The sequence below is a fragment of the Ruegeria sp. CH11 genome (genome assembly GCF_056537105.1).
On sequence record NZ_JBQFQX010000007.1, the window covers coordinates 43531 to 63572 of the forward strand.

The 20042-nt window shown below is 57.4% G+C and carries 20 protein-coding genes; 12 read left to right on the forward strand and 8 right to left on the reverse strand.

Features of this window, described 5'->3' with window-relative positions; translation table 11 throughout:
* The first annotated feature begins 94 nt into the window (after positions 1–94).
* Genes ACR0LX_RS12555 through ACR0LX_RS12570 form a run of 4 tightly spaced genes read left to right on the forward strand, consistent with a single transcriptional unit; the run spans position 95 to position 3925 of the window.
* Entirely contained in the window at positions 95–1000 is a 906-nt protein-coding gene (locus tag ACR0LX_RS12555) for an alpha/beta fold hydrolase (RefSeq protein WP_480784006.1), read from the forward strand.
* Entirely contained in the window at positions 997–2391 is a 1395-nt protein-coding gene (leuC, locus tag ACR0LX_RS12560; protein WP_480784007.1) for a 3-isopropylmalate dehydratase large subunit, read from the forward strand. The genes ACR0LX_RS12555 and leuC overlap by 4 nt, the downstream gene beginning before the upstream one ends.
* A 1-nt stretch (position 2392) precedes the next feature.
* Entirely contained in the window at positions 2393–2998 is a 606-nt protein-coding gene (gene leuD / locus ACR0LX_RS12565; RefSeq protein WP_480784008.1) for a 3-isopropylmalate dehydratase small subunit, read from the forward strand.
* A gap of 15 nt (positions 2999–3013) precedes the next feature.
* Entirely contained in the window at positions 3014–3925 is a 912-nt protein-coding gene (locus ACR0LX_RS12570; protein ID WP_480784009.1) for a LysR family transcriptional regulator, read from the forward strand.
* 296 nt (positions 3926–4221) lie between these two features.
* Here the strand turns inward: ACR0LX_RS12570 and ACR0LX_RS12575 are convergent, their stop codons facing one another.
* A complete protein-coding gene (locus ACR0LX_RS12575) occupies positions 4222–5835 on the reverse strand; it encodes a sulfatase-like hydrolase/transferase (protein ID WP_480784010.1) in 1614 nt (537 codons plus the stop codon).
* An 11-nt stretch (positions 5836–5846) separates the two neighbouring features.
* Entirely contained in the window at positions 5847–6680 is an 834-nt protein-coding gene (locus ACR0LX_RS12580) for a universal stress protein (RefSeq protein ID WP_480784011.1), read from the reverse strand.
* A gap of 155 nt (positions 6681–6835) precedes the next feature.
* Here ACR0LX_RS12580 and ACR0LX_RS12585 point away from each other — a divergent pair, with 155 nt between their 5' ends.
* Genes ACR0LX_RS12585 through ACR0LX_RS12605 form a run of 5 tightly spaced genes read left to right on the forward strand, consistent with a single transcriptional unit; the run spans position 6836 to position 11762 of the window.
* Positions 6836–7384 carry a MarR family winged helix-turn-helix transcriptional regulator gene (locus ACR0LX_RS12585; RefSeq protein WP_480784012.1) on the forward strand — a complete coding sequence of 183 codons (549 nt, stop codon included), beginning with the start codon at positions 6836–6838 and terminating at the stop codon, positions 7382–7384.
* A complete protein-coding gene (locus ACR0LX_RS12590; protein WP_480784013.1) occupies positions 7381–8328 on the forward strand; it encodes a tripartite tricarboxylate transporter substrate binding protein in 948 nt (315 codons plus the stop codon). Before ACR0LX_RS12585 ends, ACR0LX_RS12590 begins: the two co-directional genes overlap by 4 nt.
* Before the next feature lie 57 nt (positions 8329–8385).
* The gene (locus ACR0LX_RS12595; protein ID WP_480784014.1) at positions 8386–8811 is read left to right on the forward strand and encodes a tripartite tricarboxylate transporter TctB family protein; all 426 of its coding nucleotides are present in this window, start codon (positions 8386–8388) and stop codon (positions 8809–8811) included.
* A gap of 11 nt (positions 8812–8822) precedes the next feature.
* A complete protein-coding gene (locus ACR0LX_RS12600; RefSeq protein WP_480784015.1) occupies positions 8823–10346 on the forward strand; it encodes a tripartite tricarboxylate transporter permease in 1524 nt (507 codons plus the stop codon).
* A gap of 27 nt (positions 10347–10373) precedes the next feature.
* Complete coding sequence (locus ACR0LX_RS12605) at positions 10374–11762, forward strand: FAD-binding oxidoreductase (protein WP_480784016.1); 1389 nt, start codon at positions 10374–10376, stop codon at positions 11760–11762.
* 25 nt (positions 11763–11787) lie between these two features.
* Here the strand turns inward: ACR0LX_RS12605 and ACR0LX_RS12610 are convergent, their stop codons facing one another.
* Genes ACR0LX_RS12610 through ACR0LX_RS12620 form a run of 3 tightly spaced genes read right to left on the reverse strand, consistent with a single transcriptional unit; the run spans position 11788 to position 13613 of the window.
* Positions 11788–12327 (reverse strand): gamma carbonic anhydrase family protein, encoded by a 540-nt coding sequence (locus ACR0LX_RS12610; RefSeq protein WP_480784017.1) that lies wholly within the window; start codon positions 12325–12327, stop codon positions 11788–11790.
* Positions 12324–12992 carry a dioxygenase family protein gene (locus tag ACR0LX_RS12615; RefSeq protein ID WP_480784018.1) on the reverse strand — a complete coding sequence of 223 codons (669 nt, stop codon included), beginning with the start codon at positions 12990–12992 and terminating at the stop codon, positions 12324–12326. The genes ACR0LX_RS12610 and ACR0LX_RS12615 overlap by 4 nt, the downstream gene beginning before the upstream one ends.
* Positions 12993–13007: 15 nt before the next feature.
* Positions 13008–13613 (reverse strand): dioxygenase family protein, encoded by a 606-nt coding sequence (locus ACR0LX_RS12620; protein ID WP_480784019.1) that lies wholly within the window; start codon positions 13611–13613, stop codon positions 13008–13010.
* A gap of 77 nt (positions 13614–13690) precedes the next feature.
* Between ACR0LX_RS12620 and ACR0LX_RS12625 the strand changes: the two genes are divergently transcribed.
* A complete protein-coding gene (locus ACR0LX_RS12625) occupies positions 13691–14479 on the forward strand; it encodes an IclR family transcriptional regulator (RefSeq protein WP_480784020.1) in 789 nt (262 codons plus the stop codon).
* A 5-nt stretch (positions 14480–14484) separates the two neighbouring features.
* Here ACR0LX_RS12625 and ACR0LX_RS12630 read toward each other — a convergent pair whose 3' ends face one another.
* The 3 genes from ACR0LX_RS12630 to ACR0LX_RS12640 are packed head-to-tail and all read right to left on the reverse strand — an operon-like array spanning position 14485 to position 17882.
* Positions 14485–15663, reverse strand: a complete 1179-nt coding sequence (locus tag ACR0LX_RS12630) for a cytochrome P450 (RefSeq protein ID WP_480784021.1) — start codon at positions 15661–15663, stop codon at positions 14485–14487.
* Positions 15664–15670: 7 nt separating this feature from the next.
* Positions 15671–16549 (reverse strand): beta-keto acid cleavage family enzyme, encoded by an 879-nt coding sequence (locus ACR0LX_RS12635; protein WP_480784022.1) that lies wholly within the window; start codon positions 16547–16549, stop codon positions 15671–15673.
* Between the two features lies 1 nt (position 16550).
* Positions 16551–17882, reverse strand: coding sequence for an aspartate aminotransferase family protein (locus ACR0LX_RS12640; RefSeq protein WP_480784023.1), 1332 nt, complete (start codon positions 17880–17882; stop codon positions 16551–16553).
* Positions 17883–17983: 101 nt separating this feature from the next.
* Between ACR0LX_RS12640 and ACR0LX_RS12645 the strand changes: the two genes are divergently transcribed.
* Together ACR0LX_RS12645 and ACR0LX_RS12650 are read left to right on the forward strand one after the other, a co-directional pair.
* The gene (locus ACR0LX_RS12645) at positions 17984–19150 is read left to right on the forward strand and encodes a CaiB/BaiF CoA transferase family protein (protein ID WP_480784024.1); all 1167 of its coding nucleotides are present in this window, start codon (positions 17984–17986) and stop codon (positions 19148–19150) included.
* Positions 19147–20034, forward strand: a complete 888-nt coding sequence (locus tag ACR0LX_RS12650; protein ID WP_480784025.1) for an SMP-30/gluconolactonase/LRE family protein — start codon at positions 19147–19149, stop codon at positions 20032–20034. The genes ACR0LX_RS12645 and ACR0LX_RS12650 overlap by 4 nt, the downstream gene beginning before the upstream one ends.
* The last annotated feature ends 8 nt before the right edge of the window (positions 20035–20042 follow it).

Below are 20042 nucleotides of genomic sequence, written 5' to 3' on the forward strand. Positions count from 1 at the left end.
GATTTTTCGGAAGAATTGATCAGTATATTCGATCAATATCGGTGTAAAAGTCGGGTATCGTGAATAACAACCCATATTCGCGGAGCGCTCCGGTATGTTTCTGGAATTCGAGGAACTGACTCTGAATGTCGGCGAGCAGAAGATATTTGTTCGTCACGGGGGCGACCCTGGCAATCCGGGTCTTTTGTTGTTGCACGGCTATCCGCAGACATCGGCTATGTGGCATGCGGTTGCCCCGCAGCTCACAGATCAGTTCAATGTCATCTGCCCTGACCTTCGCGGATATGGTCGGTCGTCCAAACCCGCCTCAGATGATCGGCATATGCCCTATTCGAAACGCGAAATGGCAAAGGACATGGTTTCGGTCATGTCTCAGATGGGGCATGAGGCGTTTCTGGTCGGCGCCCATGATCGCGGTGCGCGCGTTACCCATCGAATGGCTCTGGATCATCCGAAGAACGTCCGGGCGATGGTGCTGTTGGACATCGCGCCGACGCGTGAAATGTATCGCGATACCTCAAAGGAGTTCGCCACCGCCTATTGGCACTGGTTCTTTCTGATCCAGAAACACCCCATCCCGGAACAGATCATCGGCAATGATCCCGCGCAGTTCTGGAAATTGAAATGCTTCAATCAGGCCAAGGGTGAAAACCCCTTTATCGCTGCGGCCCTCGATGAATACATCACCGCCTTCAGCACACCCGAGGCCATCCACGCCGCGTGCGAGGACTACCGCGCCGCGGCGACCATCGACATTGAACATGACGATCAGGACAACGGGCGGAAGATAGAACAACCGCTGCTGGTCCTTTGGGCCAAGCGTGGGGTCATCGAGACCTGCTTCGATGCAATGGCGCTTTGGCAGGAGCGAGCGCACCGGGTCGAGGGCGAGGCCGTCGATGCTACGCACTACATGGTCGAAGAGATTCCGGACGAAATAGCCAGCCGAATACGCGCATTTTTCCTGCGCCAGATCGAACAGAAGGATGCCGCCGAATGAGCAGGACGCTTTACGACAAACTGGTGGACGCACATAAGGTCTGCGATCTGCCGGACGGCGACATGCTGATCTATGTCGATTTCCACATCATGAATGAATACACCAGCCCGCAGGCCTTTTCCGGGTTGGATCAGAAAGGACTTTCCGTCCGGCGGCCCGAGGCTCATTTGTCAGTGGTCGATCACGTGAATGCCACACGGCAGCGCGATCCGCATGATGCAGCGTCCAAGTTGCTGATCGACAATCTGGAGGCTAATTGCAAGAAGCACAACATTGCCTTCTATGGTCTGGGCGACCGCCGCCAGGGAATTGAGCATGTTGTTGTCCCCGAACAGGGGCTTGTCGCACCGGGGATGTTGATCGCCTGCGGCGACAGCCATACCACCACCTATGGTGCCTTCGGAGCGCTGGGCTTTGGTATTGGCACATCCGAGGTCGAACATGTGCTGGCGACGCAGACCCTGCGCTATAAGCGGCTGAAGACGATGCTGGTCAATATCGATGGCGATCTTGCCCCCGGTGTAACCGCCAAGGACATCATCATGAAGGTCGTTCAGGTGGTCGGCGCAGGCGGCGCCAATGGCTATGCCGTCGAGTTTTCCGGCTCAGCCATCCGCGCGCAGGAAATGTCCGGGCGGATGACGATTTGCAACATGGCGGTCGAGTTGGGCGGACGGGCTGCCCTGATTGGAGCCGACGAAAAGGCGCTGGAGAAAATCAAGGGACGCGCGCATAGCGGCACGCTGGATTTTGGTGGTCTGGAGTGGAATTCGGACCCCGGCGCAGAGTATGATACGGTATTCGAGATCAACGCCGCCGATATTGCCCCACTTGTCAGCTGGGGCACCAGCCCGGATCAGTCGGTGCCGGTCGACGGCTCAGTTCCGGCCGAGACCGAGGGGATGACGCCCAAGGCGCGCGAGGCGCTGACCCGAGCACTGGACTACATGGACCTGAAAGCTGGTCAGGCGATGACCGATATCAAAATCGACAGCGCCTTTATCGGATCTTGCACCAACAGCCGTATCGAGGATCTGCGCGCTGCAGCCACAATCCTGAAAGGAAAAAAGGTCGCTGGGTCGGTGAACGCCATCGTCGTTCCGGGCTCGACCTATACCCGCCTACAGGCCGAATCTGAGGGGATCGACCGGGTGTTCAAAGAAGCGGGCTTTGACTGGCGCCCGGAAAGCGGCTGTTCGATGTGCCTTGCCATGAATGACGATATCGCCATGGATGGCGAGCGGATTGCCTCCTCGACCAACCGCAATTTCGAAGGTCGACAAGGCCGCGGGGCACGCACCCACTTGATGAGCCCGGAGATGGTGGCCGCCGCCGCCATCCATGGCCGTATCGCGGATGTGCGTGAGTTTCTGAGCGAAGGAGCGGAATAAGATGCCAAAAACTGTTCACGGGCTCGCCGCCGCCTTGCCGCTTGCCAATGTCGATACCGATGTGATCATGCCTAAACGCTTTCTGATAACGATCACACGCGAAGGGCTGGCGGATGGCACATTCGCTGATCTGCGCTTTCACGACGACGATACGCTGCGCTCGGATTTTGTGCTGAATACGCATCCCTGGCACAAGGCCAGAATATTGATTGTCGGCGACAATTTCGGCTGCGGATCTAGTCGTGAACACGCGGTCTGGGGGCTGGTTCAACTGGGTATTCAGGGCATCATCGGCACCAGTTTCGCGGGCATTTTCTACGACAATGCGCGCAAGAACGGCCTTGCCCTGCCCATCGTCAGTCCCAAAGTGCGGGATCAGTTGATGCAAGCGGCGTCCCATGAGGGTGGTGTCAACTATACGATTGATATCGAAAACCGGGTCATCAGACATGGCACGGCAGAGCTGCCGTTTGACATGGACGACGCAACGCAGACCGCCCATCTTGAGGGGCGCGACGATACCCTGAACTCGCTGGAATTCGCCGATGCGATCCGCACATATGAAAGCGGATTGGGCGAACGGCAACGGGTGCGCGTCATACAGTAGCCGAGGTGGTTTGATTTGGAATTTCGCCAACTTCAGTGCTTTGTGGCCGTCGCCGAAGAACTGCATTTTCGAAAGGCAGGCGAACGCCTGGGCCTTAGTCAGCCAGCCTTGTCCGACCGTATTTCCGCGCTGGAGCACGAGTTGGGCTTTGCCCTGTTCTTTCGGACAACCCGGCAGGTCAGCCTGACGCAAGCGGGGTCCGAGTTCCTGCGCGACGCCAAGCGGATACTGGCAGATATCGACAAATCCGTTTCCAAGGCCCGGCACACGGCCAACAGTGGGCTGAAGACACTGCGAGTCAGCGGCGTTGACGAGGCAATCTCGATGCTGTTGCCGCCGGCGCTGATGGAATTCCGCAAACGGCAACCTTCGGTTCACGTGGACATTCTTGAGATTTCGTCTTCGGATCACCATACGCAAGAGCTTGCAAACCACCGCACTGACATTGCATTTGTTCGCCAACCTCCCGAAGATGAGTTCCTGAAGGCAGATCTGTTGTACCAGCAGGGCGCCGTCGTGGTTTTGCGGTCCGCATCGGAACTTGCCAGTCGAGAAACGCTATCAGCGGCGGATATCAGGGATCATCCGATTATCGGGTTTCCAAAACACGCCCGCCCGATCCTTCACGACCTGCTCTGGAACAGCTACCGTGCCGAGGGATGGCAACCGGACATTGCCTGCGAAGTCATTGACAAATCCACCATGCTGCAACTGGTGGCGCACGGGGTCGGCATTGGGCTGGCACCCGCCTGGATTCGCGCCCTCGCGCCGCCGCATTTAAGTTGCATCCCGTACCAAACGAACGGCCAACGCATCGAACTCTACGTCGCGCGACGAGCGGCAGGAAACTCGAAAATGGTGGATGAGTTTGTGGACGTAGTCAAAGAAGCCTCATCGCGATTGCATGCCGTCGGGGTTGGTCGGTGACCGGACTCTGAATTTGTTCTACGCGATCACTCTTCGCCGAAAGGGATCGTAAGTGAAGCTTGGTTTGGGTCTTTCGTGTGGACACAACCGATCGTCATCTTGGCATTATCGTTGTTCGGGCATACTACCGCATCACGCGCTACGAGTTCATCACAGACGTTCTTTGCGCCCAGGAAAATGCCTCGCGACATGCAGGTTGGCGTCTTTGCGCATTGTTCCCTTTGTGAGCTTGCCAAACCTTGGTCGTATCGGGCTCAGCCTGGATCCGGATTTTGGCGAGGCCGCTGCATCCTGCGTTAGGTCTGATTTTGGGCGGCCTCCCAGGCCTCCAATTCGTCTTCGTCCCAAAAGCCCAGATATACACCATAGTCTGCGTCGTCTCGGCACAAATCGGTGTCTATCTTTTCATCCGAAATCGCGACGCGATTGTGTTGCCTGCGGGTCCAGGCGAACATCATATCGCGCAGGCGGGCAACCTGGTTGGCATAGTCAGGCAACCCACCAAGATCCCGCAGTTCCTGCGGATCAGTTTCCAGATCGAACAGCATGGGGCGGTGGCCTTCGACCCAGGTCATCTTCCACCGTCCGTCGAAGATCATGGTCAACGCGCAGGTCTTGGTATCCTGCCCCAGATGGCGCAGGTAGGGGCGTGCCGAATAGTCATATTCGGACACGACAAAGTCGCGGGCCTGATGCCTCTGCTTTCGCAAACCCGGCAACAGTGATTTCCCTTCGAGAATGTGGTCTGGCGCGGTTCCACCTAAGTATTCGACGAATGTGGGGGCAAGGTCGATGGCTTCGGTCAGCTCGGGACTGACGGTCCCGCGTGTTGAATCTGCCTCTGGCGATGGATCGACAACGATCAACGGGATACGGGCCGACGCGTCATGGAATAGCTCTTTTTCACCCAGCCAGTGATCTCCCAGGTAGTCGCCATGGTCCGAGGTGAATGCGATCAGTGTGTCCTGCATCTGACCGCTGTCTTCGAGGTATTTCACGAGCCGTCCGATCTGATCATCGATTTGGGTGATCAGGCCCATATAGGCCGGAATCACCGTTTCACGGACATCATCGCGGCTGAAGGCATGGCTATAGCGGTGATTGAAATAGCCAGCCAGCAGGGGGTGAGAATCCTTGCGTTCCTCTTCGCTGCGATTGACGGGCAGGATGTCATCGGGCCCGTACATGTTGTGGTAGGGCGCAGGCACGATATAAGGCCAGTGCGGTTTGATAAAGCTCAGGTGCAGGCACCAGCTTTCGTCCTTGGCCTGCTCCATGAATTCGATGGCGCGGGTGGTTGTATATGGTGTTTCGGAGTCTTCTTCGGCAACCGCAGCAGGTTCCGAGGCATGTTTCAGAAGCCAGCCAGACAGAATTTCCCCATCTTCGCCGCGCCCGGAATTAGCCCATTGATGCCACGGATTTGGCCCATCGTACCCCAAGGCAGAAAGGTGCTTGTTGTAGTGCGATGGTTGCTTTTTCGCCCCGTCCGGAACGACGCCATCATTGCGGTCCCAAATTTCAAAGCCACATTCGGCAACCAATGCACCGATGCCGGTCGACGCGTCGAGGCCCAGACGCGCCATCCCCTCGGTATCTGCGGTCATATGGGTCTTGCCACACAGAACGGTCCGGGTGCCCAATGGCCTCAAGTGATCGCCCAGTGTCATTTCGCCGACGCGTAGCGGATGCTCATTCCAATAAGACCCGTGCGACCGCACGTAGCGTCCGGTGTAAAAGCTCATCCGGCTGGGGCCGCAGATGGTCGATTGCACATAGGTTCGGTCGAAGCGAACGCCGCGTGTGGCCAGCGCGTCTATGTTGGGCGTCCGTATGCTGGGATGGCCAGAGCAGCCCAGATAGTCATACCTTAGCTGGTCGCACATGATGAATAGAATTTTCTTTGGCATTTTGCGTCTTCCTAATGAGACATCAGGATGGGAACGTTCAGCGACTGTGCGATCTCCTGTGTGACGCCGCCCATCAGGTCTTCGGACCAGCGCGAATGTTCGTAGGCCCCCATGATCAGGGGTGAGGCGCCTTCATCCTGACAGAGTTGCAACAAAGTTGCTGCGATTGTTCCGTTGGCGGCTAAAGTGCGGTGTTCAAGATTCAAACTATGCCGCCCAAGAACTCGTTCCAGATTGTCCTGGCTCATCGGATGTTCGCGACCGCGCCCTTGATCGACAGTAGCCAGAATGATGCGCTTACGCTTTTTCAGGACAGGCATCGCATCAAAGAAAGCACGCGCGGCCCGCCGGCCGCCGTCCCATGCGACAACGGCGGTATCGGTAATTACTTTGTTCATGTCCATATCGCGCGGAATCAATAGGGTAGGCCGCCCGCTGGCATATGCAATCCGATCGGGATGCAACACGAGCTCATCAGCGCCCAGAAGGTTTTCGTATTGCCCAACAATGGTCAGATCGTACAAACGCGCAAACCGGGCGACGGCCTGATCGGGTTCTGCCCGGACGTCCAGCCAATGCAGCCGGTCAGCGGCCACTTTGCCTTCGGTCGCATCGCGGAAAGAACGCGTCAGTTCCGAAATACGATCGTCCATAACGTCGGCCAGCGAGGACTTCAGCGACTTCGTCAACCAGGCCGGAATTTTCTGCGTAAATTGCGATGCCCCATGGGCCAATATCCCGGTCAGATGCGCATCGTGATGGTTGACAAGCCAGATCGCGAATTCAAGGGCAGCCCTGGATCCGGGGCCGCCGTTATACGCAATCAATACGTTTCGGAACGTCATATTACGCCCTCCTGCGCTTACCGTTTTTCCGCCGTGTCCTAACCACCAACCGCTCAACAGGAATTCGTGGATTTGGGAAGGCGTATGACAAGTCATAAATTTGTATTGCATATAAAACAAGGTTTGATTTATAAAACACACAGGAGGAATCGCCGATGGGTGGGGCAAACCGTCTGGAACGTATCGAACTCGGACATGTGCCAAAGGGTGTCAGCCTGATGGCGGTTGCGGCATTCCGGCTTTCGCGCGCCTTGAAATCAGAAGTCTCGCGGGTTGTGTCACGTGCCGATGGTATGGGGCTGGTCTCTTGGCGGATATTGATGGGCCTGTCGTTGGTAACGGAAGCGACTCAGAAACAATTGGTCGAGTTTACTCGGATGGAGCAGGCCCAGGTCAGCCGACATCTGACTGAAATGATCGAACACGGATTGATCAGCACCCGCCCTTCACAGTTGGACAGACGCACCAAGCTGTTCTTCCTTACCGAAAAAGGTCGCCAAAAGCACACCGACCTGTTTCCCGATGTCGAGCGGCTGACTGACGCAATGGACGCGGCCCTCACGCAACAGGAAAGATTGCAGTTTCTCGAGATGTGCATGCGCCTCGAACAGGCAGCCAAACAGGCAAGCGGCGAACCGCTCGCGCCAGGCAAGCTCGCGGCAACCCGCGAAACAGAAAATTCCCTTCAGGAGGTAACACCATGAAACTCAAATCCAAATTTGCCGGCGCTATCGCCGGTGCGGTCCTCGCACTTGCGGGTGTGGCACAGGCAGACGATTGGGAACCCAAAGGCACGCTGAAACTGCAGATTGGTTTTGGTGCTGGCGGGTCGACCGATACGATGGGACGGGTGATCGCGAAAGTGATGAAAGAACAGACCGGCTGGAACATCATTGCCGAAAACAAGACCGGTGGCGGCGGGGTCGCCATGTTTACTGGCATTTCCAAGATGCCGCCCAAGGGCAACGTAATCGGCATGGGTGTGAATATGCCGATCCTGATCAATCTGGTGAAACGCGGCGAGGAGCTACCGTTTGATTTGGACAGTTTCGATTATCTGGGCACCGTGTCACGTGCCCAGCTGGCTCTGATTGCGCGTGCTGACGCTCCGTTCAACACGCTGGAAGAGATGGTAGAATACTCCAAAGCCAATGATGGTCTCGCCATCGGATTTGGCGCACCGCCGCAAAAATTGCTGATGGAAGTTGTAGACCGCGAAACCGATGCCGGATTCCGGTTTGTATCGACCAAGGGTGAGGCCGAAACCCAAAAGTTGCTGCTGGGTGGTCAGGTTCTCGCAGGGTTCTCGGCCGGAACGCATCTCAAATATTTGGAATCCGGTGATTTCAAAATGATTGCCAGCGCCAACGACGCGCGCCATTCGTACGCGCCTGACACGCCGACGGTACGTGAAGCCGGCTTTGATGCCTATGTCGATCCGTTCTTCTATTTTGCTACAACAGCCGGAACAGATCCCGAAGCGCTTGCGGCTTTGACGGCGGCGCTTGAAAACGCGATCGCCTCTGATGAAGTGGCGGAAGTCGTGCGTAACGCGGCGACGTCGGAAACGCTGAATCTCGGTCCCGAGGGCACCAAACAGATGATGGTGGACGGTATCGAAAACGTCAAAGTTCTGTTCGCAGAATAAGCCAACGGCGCGCCTGTACGAGAGGTTCGTCGGGCGCATTTCCCGGAGGGGATGATCATGACACATACAGCGGATCGCGCGACAGGTGGTTTCTTTCTGTTGTTTGGGCTGCTGCTCTATTTCGCGATCATTCCCACCTTTGTTGAATCCGTCGACGACGGATGGGTTCTGCCCTCAACAATTCCCAATGCAGTGGCCATTGTTCTGGCGGTTTGCGGCGCTCTTTTGATGCTCAAGCCCACGGCGCACAAGGCGCAGGGCCCGCGTGAGTTCATGTTCGCCGGTCTCTATTTCACATTGCTGGCGGCTGGATTGCTGCTCATGTCGTTCTTGGGCTTTGTTTACGCGGCGCCTGTTCTGGCCCTGGCGATCATGATGCTGATCGGCGAGCGCCGGATGTTCTGGCTTTTCCTCGGCGTTGTTGTCTTGCCCGCCAGCATCTGGCTGTTGGTAGCAGTCATTCTGGAACGGGCTCTACCGTAGGAGGGTGAATTATGGTTGATCTGGCTACCATTGTTGCCGGGTTCGGCGATGCCTTTACCCTTTGGAACCTGGCGTTTGTCTTGTTCGGGGTGGTGGTTGGGCAATTTGTGGGCGCCGTTCCGGGGATAGGACCGGTAATGGCAATGGCCATCGCGATACCCTTTACCTTCGGACTGGACCCGTTGCCTGCGATTGCCTTTCTGGTCGGAGTCAACAAAGGTGGTCTGGTTGGCGGGGCGGTGCCTGCGGTGTTGATGAACACACCCGGCACCCCGGACGCCGCCGCCACTGCGATGGACGGGTACCCGCTGGCGCGCGCAGGTAAACCGCTAAAAGCCACCAAGATGGCGCTGTTTTCTTCGGTCACCGGCGATACATTCAGCGATCTGGTTTTGATTACGGTGTCGGCACCGTTGGCAGTCCTGGCTTTGCGCATGGGGCCGGTCGAGGTCTTTGCCCTGATGATCTTTGCCTTTGCTGTGCTGTCTGGCCTGATCGGGAACTCGCTGATCAAAGGTATCATTGCAGCCGCCTTCGGTCTGCTTTGTGCGATGATCGGAAGCGATCCCGAAAACTACACTCCGCGCCTGTTGTTTGGATATTGGGATCTGTTTGATGGCTTACCGCTCGCCTCGGTCGCCATTGGTATGTTGGCCATCTCCGAAATCCTGCGTCGGCTTTCGCAAATTCAGGGTGAAGTGAAAGGCGCGATTGAGGTCAGAGATACAGGTGACCCGGATGATCGTCGCGTGACCTGGGCCGAGTATTGGGCCTGCCGTTTCACGATGCTGCGCGGCGCAGTGATCGGCACCATTCTGGGGGCGCTACCCGGGATCGGCTCAACAGCGGCGGCCTTTATGTCTTATGCAACGGCCAAAAGCACGTCGAAAGAGCCCGAGACATTCGGCAAGGGCAATCTGCAAGGTATCGCTGCGGCCGAGTCCGCGAACTCGGCGGTGGTCGGGTCGAACCTGATTCCGCTGCTCACGCTGGGCATTCCCGGCAGTGTTGGCGCGGCACTAATCATCAGCGCGTTCATGATCCACGGCATTCAGCCGGGTCCGCTTCTGTTCCAGGATCAGGGACGTCTGATCTATGGGCTGTTTGGCGCGATGATCATGGCGAACTTCCTGAATCTGTGGGTCGGGCAGGCCGGTCTTCGGCTCTGGGTCAAGGTTGTCTCGGCCCCGGAATCCATCATCTTTGCATCGGCTCTGCTGCTGTGCATTGTTGGTGTTTCGATGGCGACCGGAGGACTTTTTGGCGTTGCCGTCATGCTGATCTTTGCGGCGATCGGATACCTGATGACCAGTTATGGCTACTCGGTTGTGATCTTCATCATCGCTTTCTTCCTCGGGCCTCGGTTCGAGGTTTCGCTGTCCCAAAGCCTGGCTTTGATGAACGGAGATTGGGCCCGGGTAGTCAACTACCCCATCGCACTGATCCTTCTGGTTTTGGCGGTTGGCACGACCGCATGGTTCCTGTCTCGCAGACCTTCCGAGGACACCTCGGGTTCGGTCAGTATCGAGGATTGAGGCGGAGATCACAGGAAAGGCAGCGACATGCAGGATGTGATCCAAGCCTTGAGAGATCTGCTGGGCCCAAACGGGTGGGTGTCGCCGCATGAGGCTTCGCATTACCTCGAGGATATTCTGGGTTCCGCCGGTACATGCCTGCTGGTTGCGCGTCCGGAAACGACGCAGCAGGTTGCGGATCTGGTCGGAATTTGCGCTAAGAACGGCGTGGCCATTGTCCCGCAAGGCGGCAACACCAATGTCTGTCGCATGGCGGTGCCGTTGGACGGGCGGCAAACGGTGCTGCTGTCGTTATCGCGTATGAACCGGGTCATCGAAGTGAACCCGCTGGCGAACACAGCAACGGTTGAGGCTGGCGTTCTGATGCAAACCCTGCAGGACGTAGCGCTGGATGCAGACCGAGTGTTCGCGCCGGATTGGGGCGCGCGAGGCACGGCCACCGTTGGTGGTGCAGTCGCCACAAACGGCGGCGGTCTCAATGTGCTGCGCTATGGTACAACGCGCGAACAGGTGCTGGGGGTGGAAGTGGTTCTGCCTGACGGGACTGTCTGGAACGGTTTGCGCGGCCTGATCAAGGACAATTCGGGATATGATCTGAAACATCTGTTTATCGGGTCCGAGGGCACCTTGGGTGTGATCACCAAGCTGGTGTTCCGTTTGCATCCCAACCAGCCGGTGACGCAGTCGATGATGGCTGTACTTGACGACATGACACGCCTGCCCGAGTTCTTTGATATGGCCCGGCAGATTGGGGGGCAAAACCTGACAGCGTTCGAGCTGCTGCCCGGGCTGGGGATCGAAAAGGCGCTGGAACGCTATCCGGACCTTCAGCGCCCGCTTGAAACGCGCGCGGATTGGTATCTTCTGGTCCGATTTGCCGGACGCGAGAGTGTCGAAGAGCCGCTGATGCACCTGTTCGAGCAGGGGTTCGACCAGGACATTCTGACGGACGCGGTCCTATCGCAATCGGTCGCGCAAGAGAGGAACCTGTGGGAAATCCGCGAACAAATGATCCCGCATCAGTATTTTCAACGCAAAATGCTGAAATGGGACGTTTCAGTTCCGACGCATCGGATGGTGGAGTTTGTGGGCCAGGCCGAAACACTCGTTCACGAAATCGATCCCGGCGCGATCTGCTATGCGGTGGGTCATGTCGGCGATGGCAACATCCACTACAGCGTGTTTCCGACCGAAGACTCGGCGGCTGCGGTCAGTCAGCCGATCTACGAAAAGGTAGACGCTCTGATCTGGGATCTTGGCGGTTCAATCGTCGCGGAACATGGCGTAGGGGCTATCTTTGTCGACCGGATGAGGCGACAGAAAAGCGATGTGGAGTATCAGATGATGCAAGCCATAAAACGCGGCTTCGACCCGAAAGGTATCATGAACCCGGGCAAGTTGCTGCAGATTGACTGATGGGTTTTTCGGCCCGCCGCCCGGTTTACACTGCTTCCAGCTTTGTTTTGAATTGGTCTTTGTTCCAGCGGTACTTTTCCGCTGAACGAGCAAGACCGGCGATCGCCTCTTCGGACAGTTGACGCTTCACTTTTGCGGGCATCCCGATGACTAGGCTGCCATCGGGTACAACCATTCCTTCGGTGACCAATGCGCCTGCTCCGACCAGGCAACTCTTGCCGATCTTCGCGCCATTCAGGACTGTCGCGCCCATTCCAATCAGAGTGCCATCACCGATCGTGCAGCCATGCAGCATCGCCCTGTGGCCGATGGTGCAGTTCTCTCCGATCGTCAGGGGAAAGCCGGGGTCTACGTGAAAAACACAGTGTTCCTGCACATTGCTACCCCGGCCAATGACGATGGGTTCGTTGTCACCCCGCAGGACCGCGCCCCACCAGATCGAAGCCCCTTCGCCCAGTGTAACCTGGCCGATCACCCGCGCATCTGGCGCGATCCAGTAATCGCCGCTGTCGGGAAGGCTGGGGGTCAGATTCCCCAGCGCATAGAGATTGCTCAGCCCCATCATTCGAAGAAGGTTGCGTTGCGGCCGCCGATGACGATGTCAAAGCGGAATCCCTGATTCACATCAATATCCGGCGTGTCATAGGGTTTGCCGATGTTCCGTTCGAACGTGTCGCCCATCAAGATCGCCATCGGGTCCGATGCGTTGTTTGGTTCGTCGGGAAAATACATCTGGGTGATCAGGCGCGATGATCCGCCGCTGATTGACAGGTGGATGTGTTTCGGCCGCCAACGTCCAATATCCGGGCGTGCCAAGTAAGCACCTGGGCTTATCGTCCAGAACCTATAGTTGCCCTCTGCGTCGGTCAGCACCCGGCCCATCCCAAAGAAGTTCTCGTCCAACTGCAGGCCCGAGCTGTCCTCGACATGGCGGTACCGGCCATAGTGGTTGGCGTTCCAGATTTCGATCAGACCATTGCGGACCGGTGCACCGCTTTGGGTTCTGACGGTGCCCGTCACCTCAATCGGCTCGCCATCGGCACGGGGCCGATCTGGAGAGATACGGGTCAGGTCCCATTCATGCGCGCGCGTCGCGTGACGGGCGGGGATATAGGGCACAAAGCTTTCCCGTGCGACGTCCGGGATCAGTTTCAGGCGCTGGCGCGGTGTGCGCTGGTCCGAGGTGTTGTCTGTCGGACCGATCTCAATCTGTCTTCCAAGCTTGGTCATCCTGGCGTCCTCTTCTCAGCTTTCAAAATCGTCGAAAAACGGGGTTTCACTGTCTCCGGCCATGACGATGTCCATCAGATAAACTTCGGCGCCATCGACCGTGCGCCCGTCGTGACGCGCAATCAGCTTCGGTTTGTCCGCGTCACTCAGTGTCGCCAAAAGCGGATCGCTGTCATTGGCCGGTTGTTCAGCAAAGAATATCTGAGTCACGATACGGTTGATGCCGTCTGAAAAGATCGTCAGCGTGATGTTTGGTGCGCGATCTCCGGCGGTTCCGGGCATAATGGTGCGGAACGTGTATTCGCCGGTATCCGAACGCAAGCGGCCATAGCCGTCGAACCACGGGTCGATGTCCGGGTTGCCTTCGGTCGCGGGGGTCCGATAGACGCCCTTTGCGTTGGCTTGCCAGAACTCCATCACGACACCGTTGGCCAGATTGCCATGCCGGTCCAGCACGCGCCCGCGCAGGATAATATGCTGGCCGCTGGCGCCAGCAACGACACCCGGATCAACCCGTGTGAGGTCTTCTAGGCTGGGATCGCGGAAATAGATCGGGAAGTAGGGCCCGCAGGTGTCTTCGTTGGTCGGCAAGAGGGCGTTTTGCCCATGCTCTTGCGTCATGGTGTTTCCTCCATTGCAAGTCTTTTGTTTTGCATATAAAACGTTTGCGCGTAAATATGAGAGCAGTCGAGCCAGGAATGACCGAATCCCCCAATCACAATGTCTATTTCGTGCCCGGACTTCACCGCGGTCTGCGCGTGCTTGAAATCCTTGGCGCGGCGGATGAACCCATGTCGCTGAGCGAGATCGCCCGCGCTATGGACCTGAGCCGATCGTCCGCCTTTCGTCTGGTCTATACGCTGCGGCAGATGGATTTTCTGAAAGAGGCAGAACAGAAAAACACCTATACGCTTGGTGCGCGGGTGTTGAACCTTGGGTTTGCCTATCTCAATCAGCAGCCGATCACAGCCATTGCTCGGCCCTTCCTGTCGGCGCTGCGCGACAAGACAGGTGTTGGCGCGCATCTCAGTGTGCTTGAGGGGCATGACGTTCTGTATCTGGGCAGTCACCAGGCGCGAACCGGGTTCGTCTCCAGCATGGTGACCGGAACCCGGACTCAGGCCTACGCCTCGGCGATTGGCTGGTGCCTGTTGGGGGATCGCAGCGACGAAGAGTTGAAGGCCTTTTGCTACGGGATCGAAATGGTGCCATTTACGGAACATACGCCCACATCCTGTTCGCAACTTCGCCAGCGTGTGCAGGATGTTCGCGACAACGGATATGTCTTTTCGCAAGGATTTCGCGATCCCGGCGGATCCAGCATCGCGGTACCAGTGCGTGACAACACCAGGCAGATCGTAGCCTGTGTAAACCTGTCCGGGCCGGACAGCGGTTTTGACTTTGACCGGATTGACGAGTTTTACGTGCCCGAAACCAAAGCAACGGCGCTGCAAATCTCGCGCGAGTTGGGATATGCTGGCCCGTGACATCGTCACAAACAGACGTCCAGTGAAAGCGGTCCGCGGAAAGTAAAACCGTACCACTCGACGGCATCCGCATTTGCCAACCGCATGTTCGGAAAGCGTTGAAACAAACTGGGTAGCATGACCTGTGCAACGCTCATGCGGGACAAATGCGTCCCCATGCAGAAGTGAGCGCCATTGCCAAATGAGAAGTGACGGTCTTCGGTTCGGAAGATGTCGAATTTTTCCGGATTCTCATAGATGGCTTCGTCGTGGTTTGCCGAGGCCTGAATGGTCGATACCGGGGTGCCCGCAGGAAGATCGACACCGCTGAGCGTCACAGGTTTGAGCGTCTTGCGCGGGCTTGTTTGGATCGGGGCAACCCAACGAATACCTTCTTCGAAGGCGCGCGCCATCATTGCCGGGTCTGCCATCGCCGCGTTGCGTTGCTCTGGGTTGGTCAGCAGCCCGAATACAACAGTAAGCAAAGCATCGCGCGGTTCGTTCACACCGCCGCCAATGGCCACTTTGATATTGCAGCGTATTCTGTCCAGTGGGATCGGATTCTTCGCATGGGTCATCCCGCTGAGAACGCTGTCATCGGGCGTATCGCGATAGCGGGCCATGTTGTCGTCGATCAGTTGGTTGATCTCGTCATTGGCGATGTCGCAGCGGGCGAAAACCTCTTCATCACCTGAAACATTGCCGGCCCCGTCGATCAGAGTCTGGCTCCACTTCACAATTTGATCTGCGTCGGCTCCGTGCAAGCCCAGAACGTCGCCCAAGATAGCCCCTGCATAGGGTGCCGCAAGTTCTTGGAATAGATCCAGGCGCCCCTGTTTTCGGGAAAGTTCCTCTAGGTAGTGCTGAGTCAGTTTTTCAGCAAGGGCTCGCCAGGTTGTCTTGATCTTGCTGGCAGAAAGGCCTGGCGCCATAGCCATACGCTCGGATCTGTGTTGCGCGCCATCTTTGCGCATCATCGACGTTGCCTGAAAGGCGCGCTCCGCTGGGGTTCCAGTGTCCTCGGAGGTGAAAAATTCAAGGTCCTCTTTTGCGCGCCGGACATCTTCGGCTTTGGTAAGAAGAACCCGACCGGTTGATTTCATCAACGCGATGGGGGATTCACGACGCAAGCGGGCATAGATGTTCATGGGGTCGCGGTGCAGATCCGCAATCGAAATACCCTCTATGACCGGAATACTGTTCATGCTGTCCTCAGCTTCCGATGCCCAGAATAACACGTGCTTCGTCTGGCGATGCAATGGATCCGCCAAGATGGTCGACAATCGACACGGCTTTCTCGACCAACTGAGCGTTGGATGTGCAGTGTTCGCCTTTGCGGATGTAGGCCGTGTCTTCCATGCCGATCCGGCAATGTCCGCCCAGCAGATAGGCCTGAGCAAGCATCGGAAACGCCATGCGGCCAATGCCAAACCCGGCCCATTCGGTGCCTTCAGGCAGTTGGCTGGCAAGAAACGCCATGGTTTCGGGGTTGGCTACTGCGCCAAACCGAACGCCCAGCACCATTTGTACCATCAGCGGCGTTTTCAATACGCCACGTACCACGAAATCCTTGACCATGTGCAGATCACCAGAGTCGAAGATCTCAATCTCTGGCTTCACGCCAGCGCCGTAGATGCGGTTTGCCATGATTTCGACATTGCGCGGGCTGTTGATGACGCTCGCCTGTCCGGACCACATGGTGTTGAAGTCCAGTGTACAGATTTCCGGTCGCAACTCCTCGACATGGGCAACACGGTCTTCTGGCGCGCACAGGGTCGAACCTGGGGCCGCGATTTGCGGATCGTCGTCGGACGGTACAAAGCGGCCACCTTCTCCCGTGGTCAGATTCAGTATGACATTGTCATTTTGCGCGCGGATTCGATCCACAAGCTCGTGATACAGATCCAAACGCATCGAGCCCCTGGTGGTTTCGGGATCGCGAACGTGCAAATGCACAATCGAGGCGCCGGCCTTGGCGGCATCCAATGCCTGTTCAGCTATCTGTCCAGGTGTCACCGGCAGATGAGGGCTGATTTCCGGCGTCATCAGATTGCCAGTGATCGCGGCGGTCAGGATGGTCTTCTTACCCATGTCAATCCTCCAGCGCGCGGGCCACAGCCTTGGCCAGTGTTTCAACAATCAGCTCAATTTCTTCGGGCGTTGAAGTATAGGATGGCGCAAGCAAAACGTGATCCCCCGAGGTGCCATCTGCGCATCCTTGCGCGGGGTAGCACATCATTCCAAGACCCAGCGCCTCGCTTTGAATGCGCGGGGCCAGTTTTCGGCTGATCGGAAAGGGCGCCTTTGTTCCCTTGTTGGCTACAAGCTCGATCGTCCAGAACAGCCCGCGCCCGCGTATGTCGCCAACATTCGTATGGTGCTCAAAGCTCTGCTTCAGCGCTTCGCCAAGTTGTGCCCCACGCGCGCGGACGTTTTCCAGCAGGCTTTCCTGTTCGATGACCTTCTGAACAGCCAGCGCACCAGCGGTGGCTATCGCGTGCGACATGTAGGTGTGGCCGTTCCACAACGTTGCGCTGCCTGCCTCAATGGTTTTGATGACCTTTTCGGCGGCCATGACGGCGGCGATCGGCTGATATCCGGCACCCAGACCTTTGGCCATTGTGGTGATATCTGCGGCAATGCCTTCCTGTTCCAAGGCAAACAGGCTTCCGGTTCGGCCCATGCCACACATGACCTCATCTGCGATGTATAGCACACCGTAAGCGTCGCAGATCTCGCGGATGCGCTGGAAGTACCCTTTGGGCGCAGGTTGCGTGCCCAAAGAGGCACCGACGACGGGTTCGGCCACAAAGGCCATGACGTTTTCCGGCCCCACTGCACGGATGCGATCGTCCAGCAGGTTGGCCATGCGCAGCGCGAAGTCTGTTTCGCTTTCACCGTCAGCACGCAACCGGTAATCATAGGCCGCGTCGATATGATCAACGTCCATCAGCAAGGGCTGGAACGGCGCCCGGCGGCCAGCATGACCTCCAGTGGCGAGCGCACCGAGAGTATTGCCGTGGTAAGACGGTGCTCGGGCAATGATCCGTGTACGGTTGATTTCGCCGCGTTCGAGATAGTACTGCCGTGCAAGTTTCAAGGCGGCTTCCATCGCCTCGGACCCGCTGCCCAGATACATCACGCGCCCCGCGCCCGTGCCCTTTGGAGCACGCGCAATCAGAAACTCGGCCAGTTCTTCGGCAGGTTCGTTGGTGAAAAAGCTGGTATGGGCAAAGGCCGTCTTGTCCAGCTGTGCCTTGATGGCATCCCGAACAGCAGCATTGTCATGCCCCAGACAGGAAACCGCTGCTCCGCCGCAGGCGTCGAGATAGCGATGGCCATCCGCATCAATCAGATAATTTCCGTCTCCGCCGACGACATTGGGCAGCGAGGATTTCAAGTTACGGTGCAGCACATAGGTCATGAGGATATCGTCTTGCATACAGAACGGTGTTTTGTATATTAGACGATAGTACAAAGTGCAATAGGCGTTATGGGCAACAGGCGGGTGGAACAGCGGAAACGATGGCAGGCGCTCTCAACAATCTGAAAGTTCTGGATGTGACGCACGTTCTTGCGGGTCCCTTCTGCACCTACCAGCTGGCATTGTTGGGCGCGGATGTCGTCAAGATAGAATCACCGACGGACCCTGACTGTGCACGCGGTCGAGGTCCTGACGCGGACGCCAACGCAAAAGGCCTTGGGCTGAACTATCAGGTGCAGGGCGGCAACAAACGCGCGTTGTCTCTGGACTTGAAGGGCGCGCGCGGGCGTGAGCTCATGCTCGAATTAGTTCGCGGCGCAGATGTGTTGGTTGAAAATTACAGTACCGGGGCGCTGGATCGCCTGGGCTTGGGATATGACGCGCTTAGCAAGATCAATCCTGAATTGATACATTGCTCGATCACCGGATTCGGGGATGTCGGACCGGATGCTGACGCCGGCGCGTATGATAACGTGATCCAGGCGATAAGCGGCACCATTGAACAATGCGGTGGAACAAAACCGGGCGTATCCTTCATCGACTACAGCACAGGCTATTCCGCTGCCTTTGCGATAACCTCGGCACTCATTCAACGCGCGCGGACAGGGCAGGGGTGCCACATCAGCGTTTCGATGCTGGAAGTGGCGATGCAAATGATGTCGCCCGAGGTTGCGGCCGCGCAGCACCCCGTCAAGGCCAGCCGCGACAAAGAGGTTGGGATAGCAAGCTACGAAACCGCAGATGGGCGTTTGATGTTGGGGGTGTTTCGACCTCAACAGTATGTCAAATTAGCCGCAATGTTGCGCGGGATCGGAAACCCCGTTCCGGGTTTGGATCAGGTCAACAGTTGGCCGGATGTCTGGGGCTTACCGGATCATGTGCGGGTCGTATTGAAAGGCGTGTTTCGCACCCGGACGACCTCGGATTGGGTGGGCCTGCTGCGCGCCGCTGATCTGCCCGGTTCCGAGGTGCAATCCCTGTCCGATGCGGTTTCAAACCCGCAACTGTCGGCACGGGAATATTTCCGACCCAACCCCGGAGACAATGCGGCCACGCTTCCGCTGACGGCGTTCCGTATGAGCGATGGCGGCCCCAATTTGACGAGCGCCCCACCAATGCATGGTGAGCACAGTCGCGACGTGCTGACGGAACTGGGACTGACTTCCGATGAGGTCGAACGGCTGATCGCGGAAGGAGTTGTCAAATGATGCGCGACGCGCCGATCCAGATCGCCCAGCCCTTTACTACTTTGCCCGAGGCACTGCGCCACAAGGGCGAACCCTCGCGCTGGGCGAGAATGACCCGACCGGGACAGCCCATGCACTCCTTTCTGGAGGGGGCGTTTTTTGATGAGGCGCGACATCTCTGGCTGTCAGATGTGCCATACGGCCGCGTGTTTCGCATCACCCCGGACGGGACATGGACGGTTGAGCACAAAATAGAAGGTGAGCCGCATTCGATGCGCCTTGCCCCTGACGGCCGCCGGATCGCGGTCGATTACCAGCACGGGCTGACGGAACTGACCGGCGAAAACAAGTTTCAGGTGCTCAGCAACGGGCTTGAAGGGCAACCATTTCTGGGGCTGTCAGATATGTGCTTTGGGCCAGACGGAACGCTTTGGTTCACCGATAGCGGGCGTAGTTCCTACAGTGACCCAACTGGACGGGTTTATAGTATGTCATCGGATGGAACGCTGCGCCTCGTGCTGGATTGCGTCCCGTATTCCAACGGCATCTGTGTTTCGCCCGATGGGGCTTGGATTTATGTTGCTGCCACGCGCGCCAATCAGGTCTGGCGGTTCGCGCGCCGCTTGCCGGAGACTGGCCAACCAATGGTGGGGACATTTCTGCATCTTTCTGGTGGTTTGGGACCCGACGGGCTGGCCACAAATACTTTGGGCTGGTTGGCTGTTGCGCAAGCGCAGGCAGGCCGAGCCTATGTTTTTGATGCCCTTGGTGATCCGATATCCGAAATTCGATTGCCGAAAGGGCTGTGGACCACTTCGGTCGTGTTCCACCCGGATAACGATCAGCTTTTGTACATCATCGACGCTCAGCACGGTGGCGTGTTCACCTGCAAGCTTCCCGACTGACGAGGACC

Bases quoted from the DNA above. Each gene is read 5' to 3' on its own strand.
- ACR0LX_RS12555 (WP_480784006.1), top strand. From the start codon at position 95: ATGTTTCTGGAATTCGAGGAACTGACTCTGAATGTCGGCGAGCAGAAG.
- leuC (WP_480784007.1), top strand. From the start codon at position 997: ATGAGCAGGACGCTTTACGACAAACTGGTGGACGCACATAAGGTCTGC.
- leuD (WP_480784008.1), top strand. From the start codon at position 2,393: ATGCCAAAAACTGTTCACGGGCTCGCCGCCGCCTTGCCGCTTGCCAAT.
- ACR0LX_RS12575 (WP_480784010.1), bottom strand. From the start codon at position 5,835: ATGCCAAAGAAAATTCTATTCATCATGTGCGACCAGCTAAGGTATGAC.
- ACR0LX_RS12580 (WP_480784011.1), bottom strand. From the start codon at position 6,680: ATGACGTTCCGAAACGTATTGATTGCGTATAACGGCGGCCCCGGATCC.
- ACR0LX_RS12585 (WP_480784012.1), top strand. From the start codon at position 6,836: ATGGGTGGGGCAAACCGTCTGGAACGTATCGAACTCGGACATGTGCCA.
- ACR0LX_RS12590 (WP_480784013.1), top strand. From the start codon at position 7,381: ATGAAACTCAAATCCAAATTTGCCGGCGCTATCGCCGGTGCGGTCCTC.
- ACR0LX_RS12595 (WP_480784014.1), top strand. From the start codon at position 8,386: ATGACACATACAGCGGATCGCGCGACAGGTGGTTTCTTTCTGTTGTTT.
- ACR0LX_RS12600 (WP_480784015.1), top strand. From the start codon at position 8,823: ATGGTTGATCTGGCTACCATTGTTGCCGGGTTCGGCGATGCCTTTACC.
- ACR0LX_RS12605 (WP_480784016.1), top strand. From the start codon at position 10,374: ATGCAGGATGTGATCCAAGCCTTGAGAGATCTGCTGGGCCCAAACGGG.
- ACR0LX_RS12610 (WP_480784017.1), bottom strand. From the start codon at position 12,327: ATGATGGGGCTGAGCAATCTCTATGCGCTGGGGAATCTGACCCCCAGC.
- ACR0LX_RS12615 (WP_480784018.1), bottom strand. From the start codon at position 12,992: ATGACCAAGCTTGGAAGACAGATTGAGATCGGTCCGACAGACAACACC.
- ACR0LX_RS12620 (WP_480784019.1), bottom strand. From the start codon at position 13,613: ATGACGCAAGAGCATGGGCAAAACGCCCTCTTGCCGACCAACGAAGAC.
- ACR0LX_RS12625 (WP_480784020.1), top strand. From the start codon at position 13,691: ATGACCGAATCCCCCAATCACAATGTCTATTTCGTGCCCGGACTTCAC.
- ACR0LX_RS12630 (WP_480784021.1), bottom strand. From the start codon at position 15,663: ATGAACAGTATTCCGGTCATAGAGGGTATTTCGATTGCGGATCTGCAC.
- ACR0LX_RS12635 (WP_480784022.1), bottom strand. From the start codon at position 16,549: ATGGGTAAGAAGACCATCCTGACCGCCGCGATCACTGGCAATCTGATG.
- ACR0LX_RS12640 (WP_480784023.1), bottom strand. From the start codon at position 17,882: ATGACCTATGTGCTGCACCGTAACTTGAAATCCTCGCTGCCCAATGTC.
- ACR0LX_RS12645 (WP_480784024.1), top strand. From the start codon at position 17,984: ATGGCAGGCGCTCTCAACAATCTGAAAGTTCTGGATGTGACGCACGTT.
- ACR0LX_RS12650 (WP_480784025.1), top strand. From the start codon at position 19,147: ATGATGCGCGACGCGCCGATCCAGATCGCCCAGCCCTTTACTACTTTG.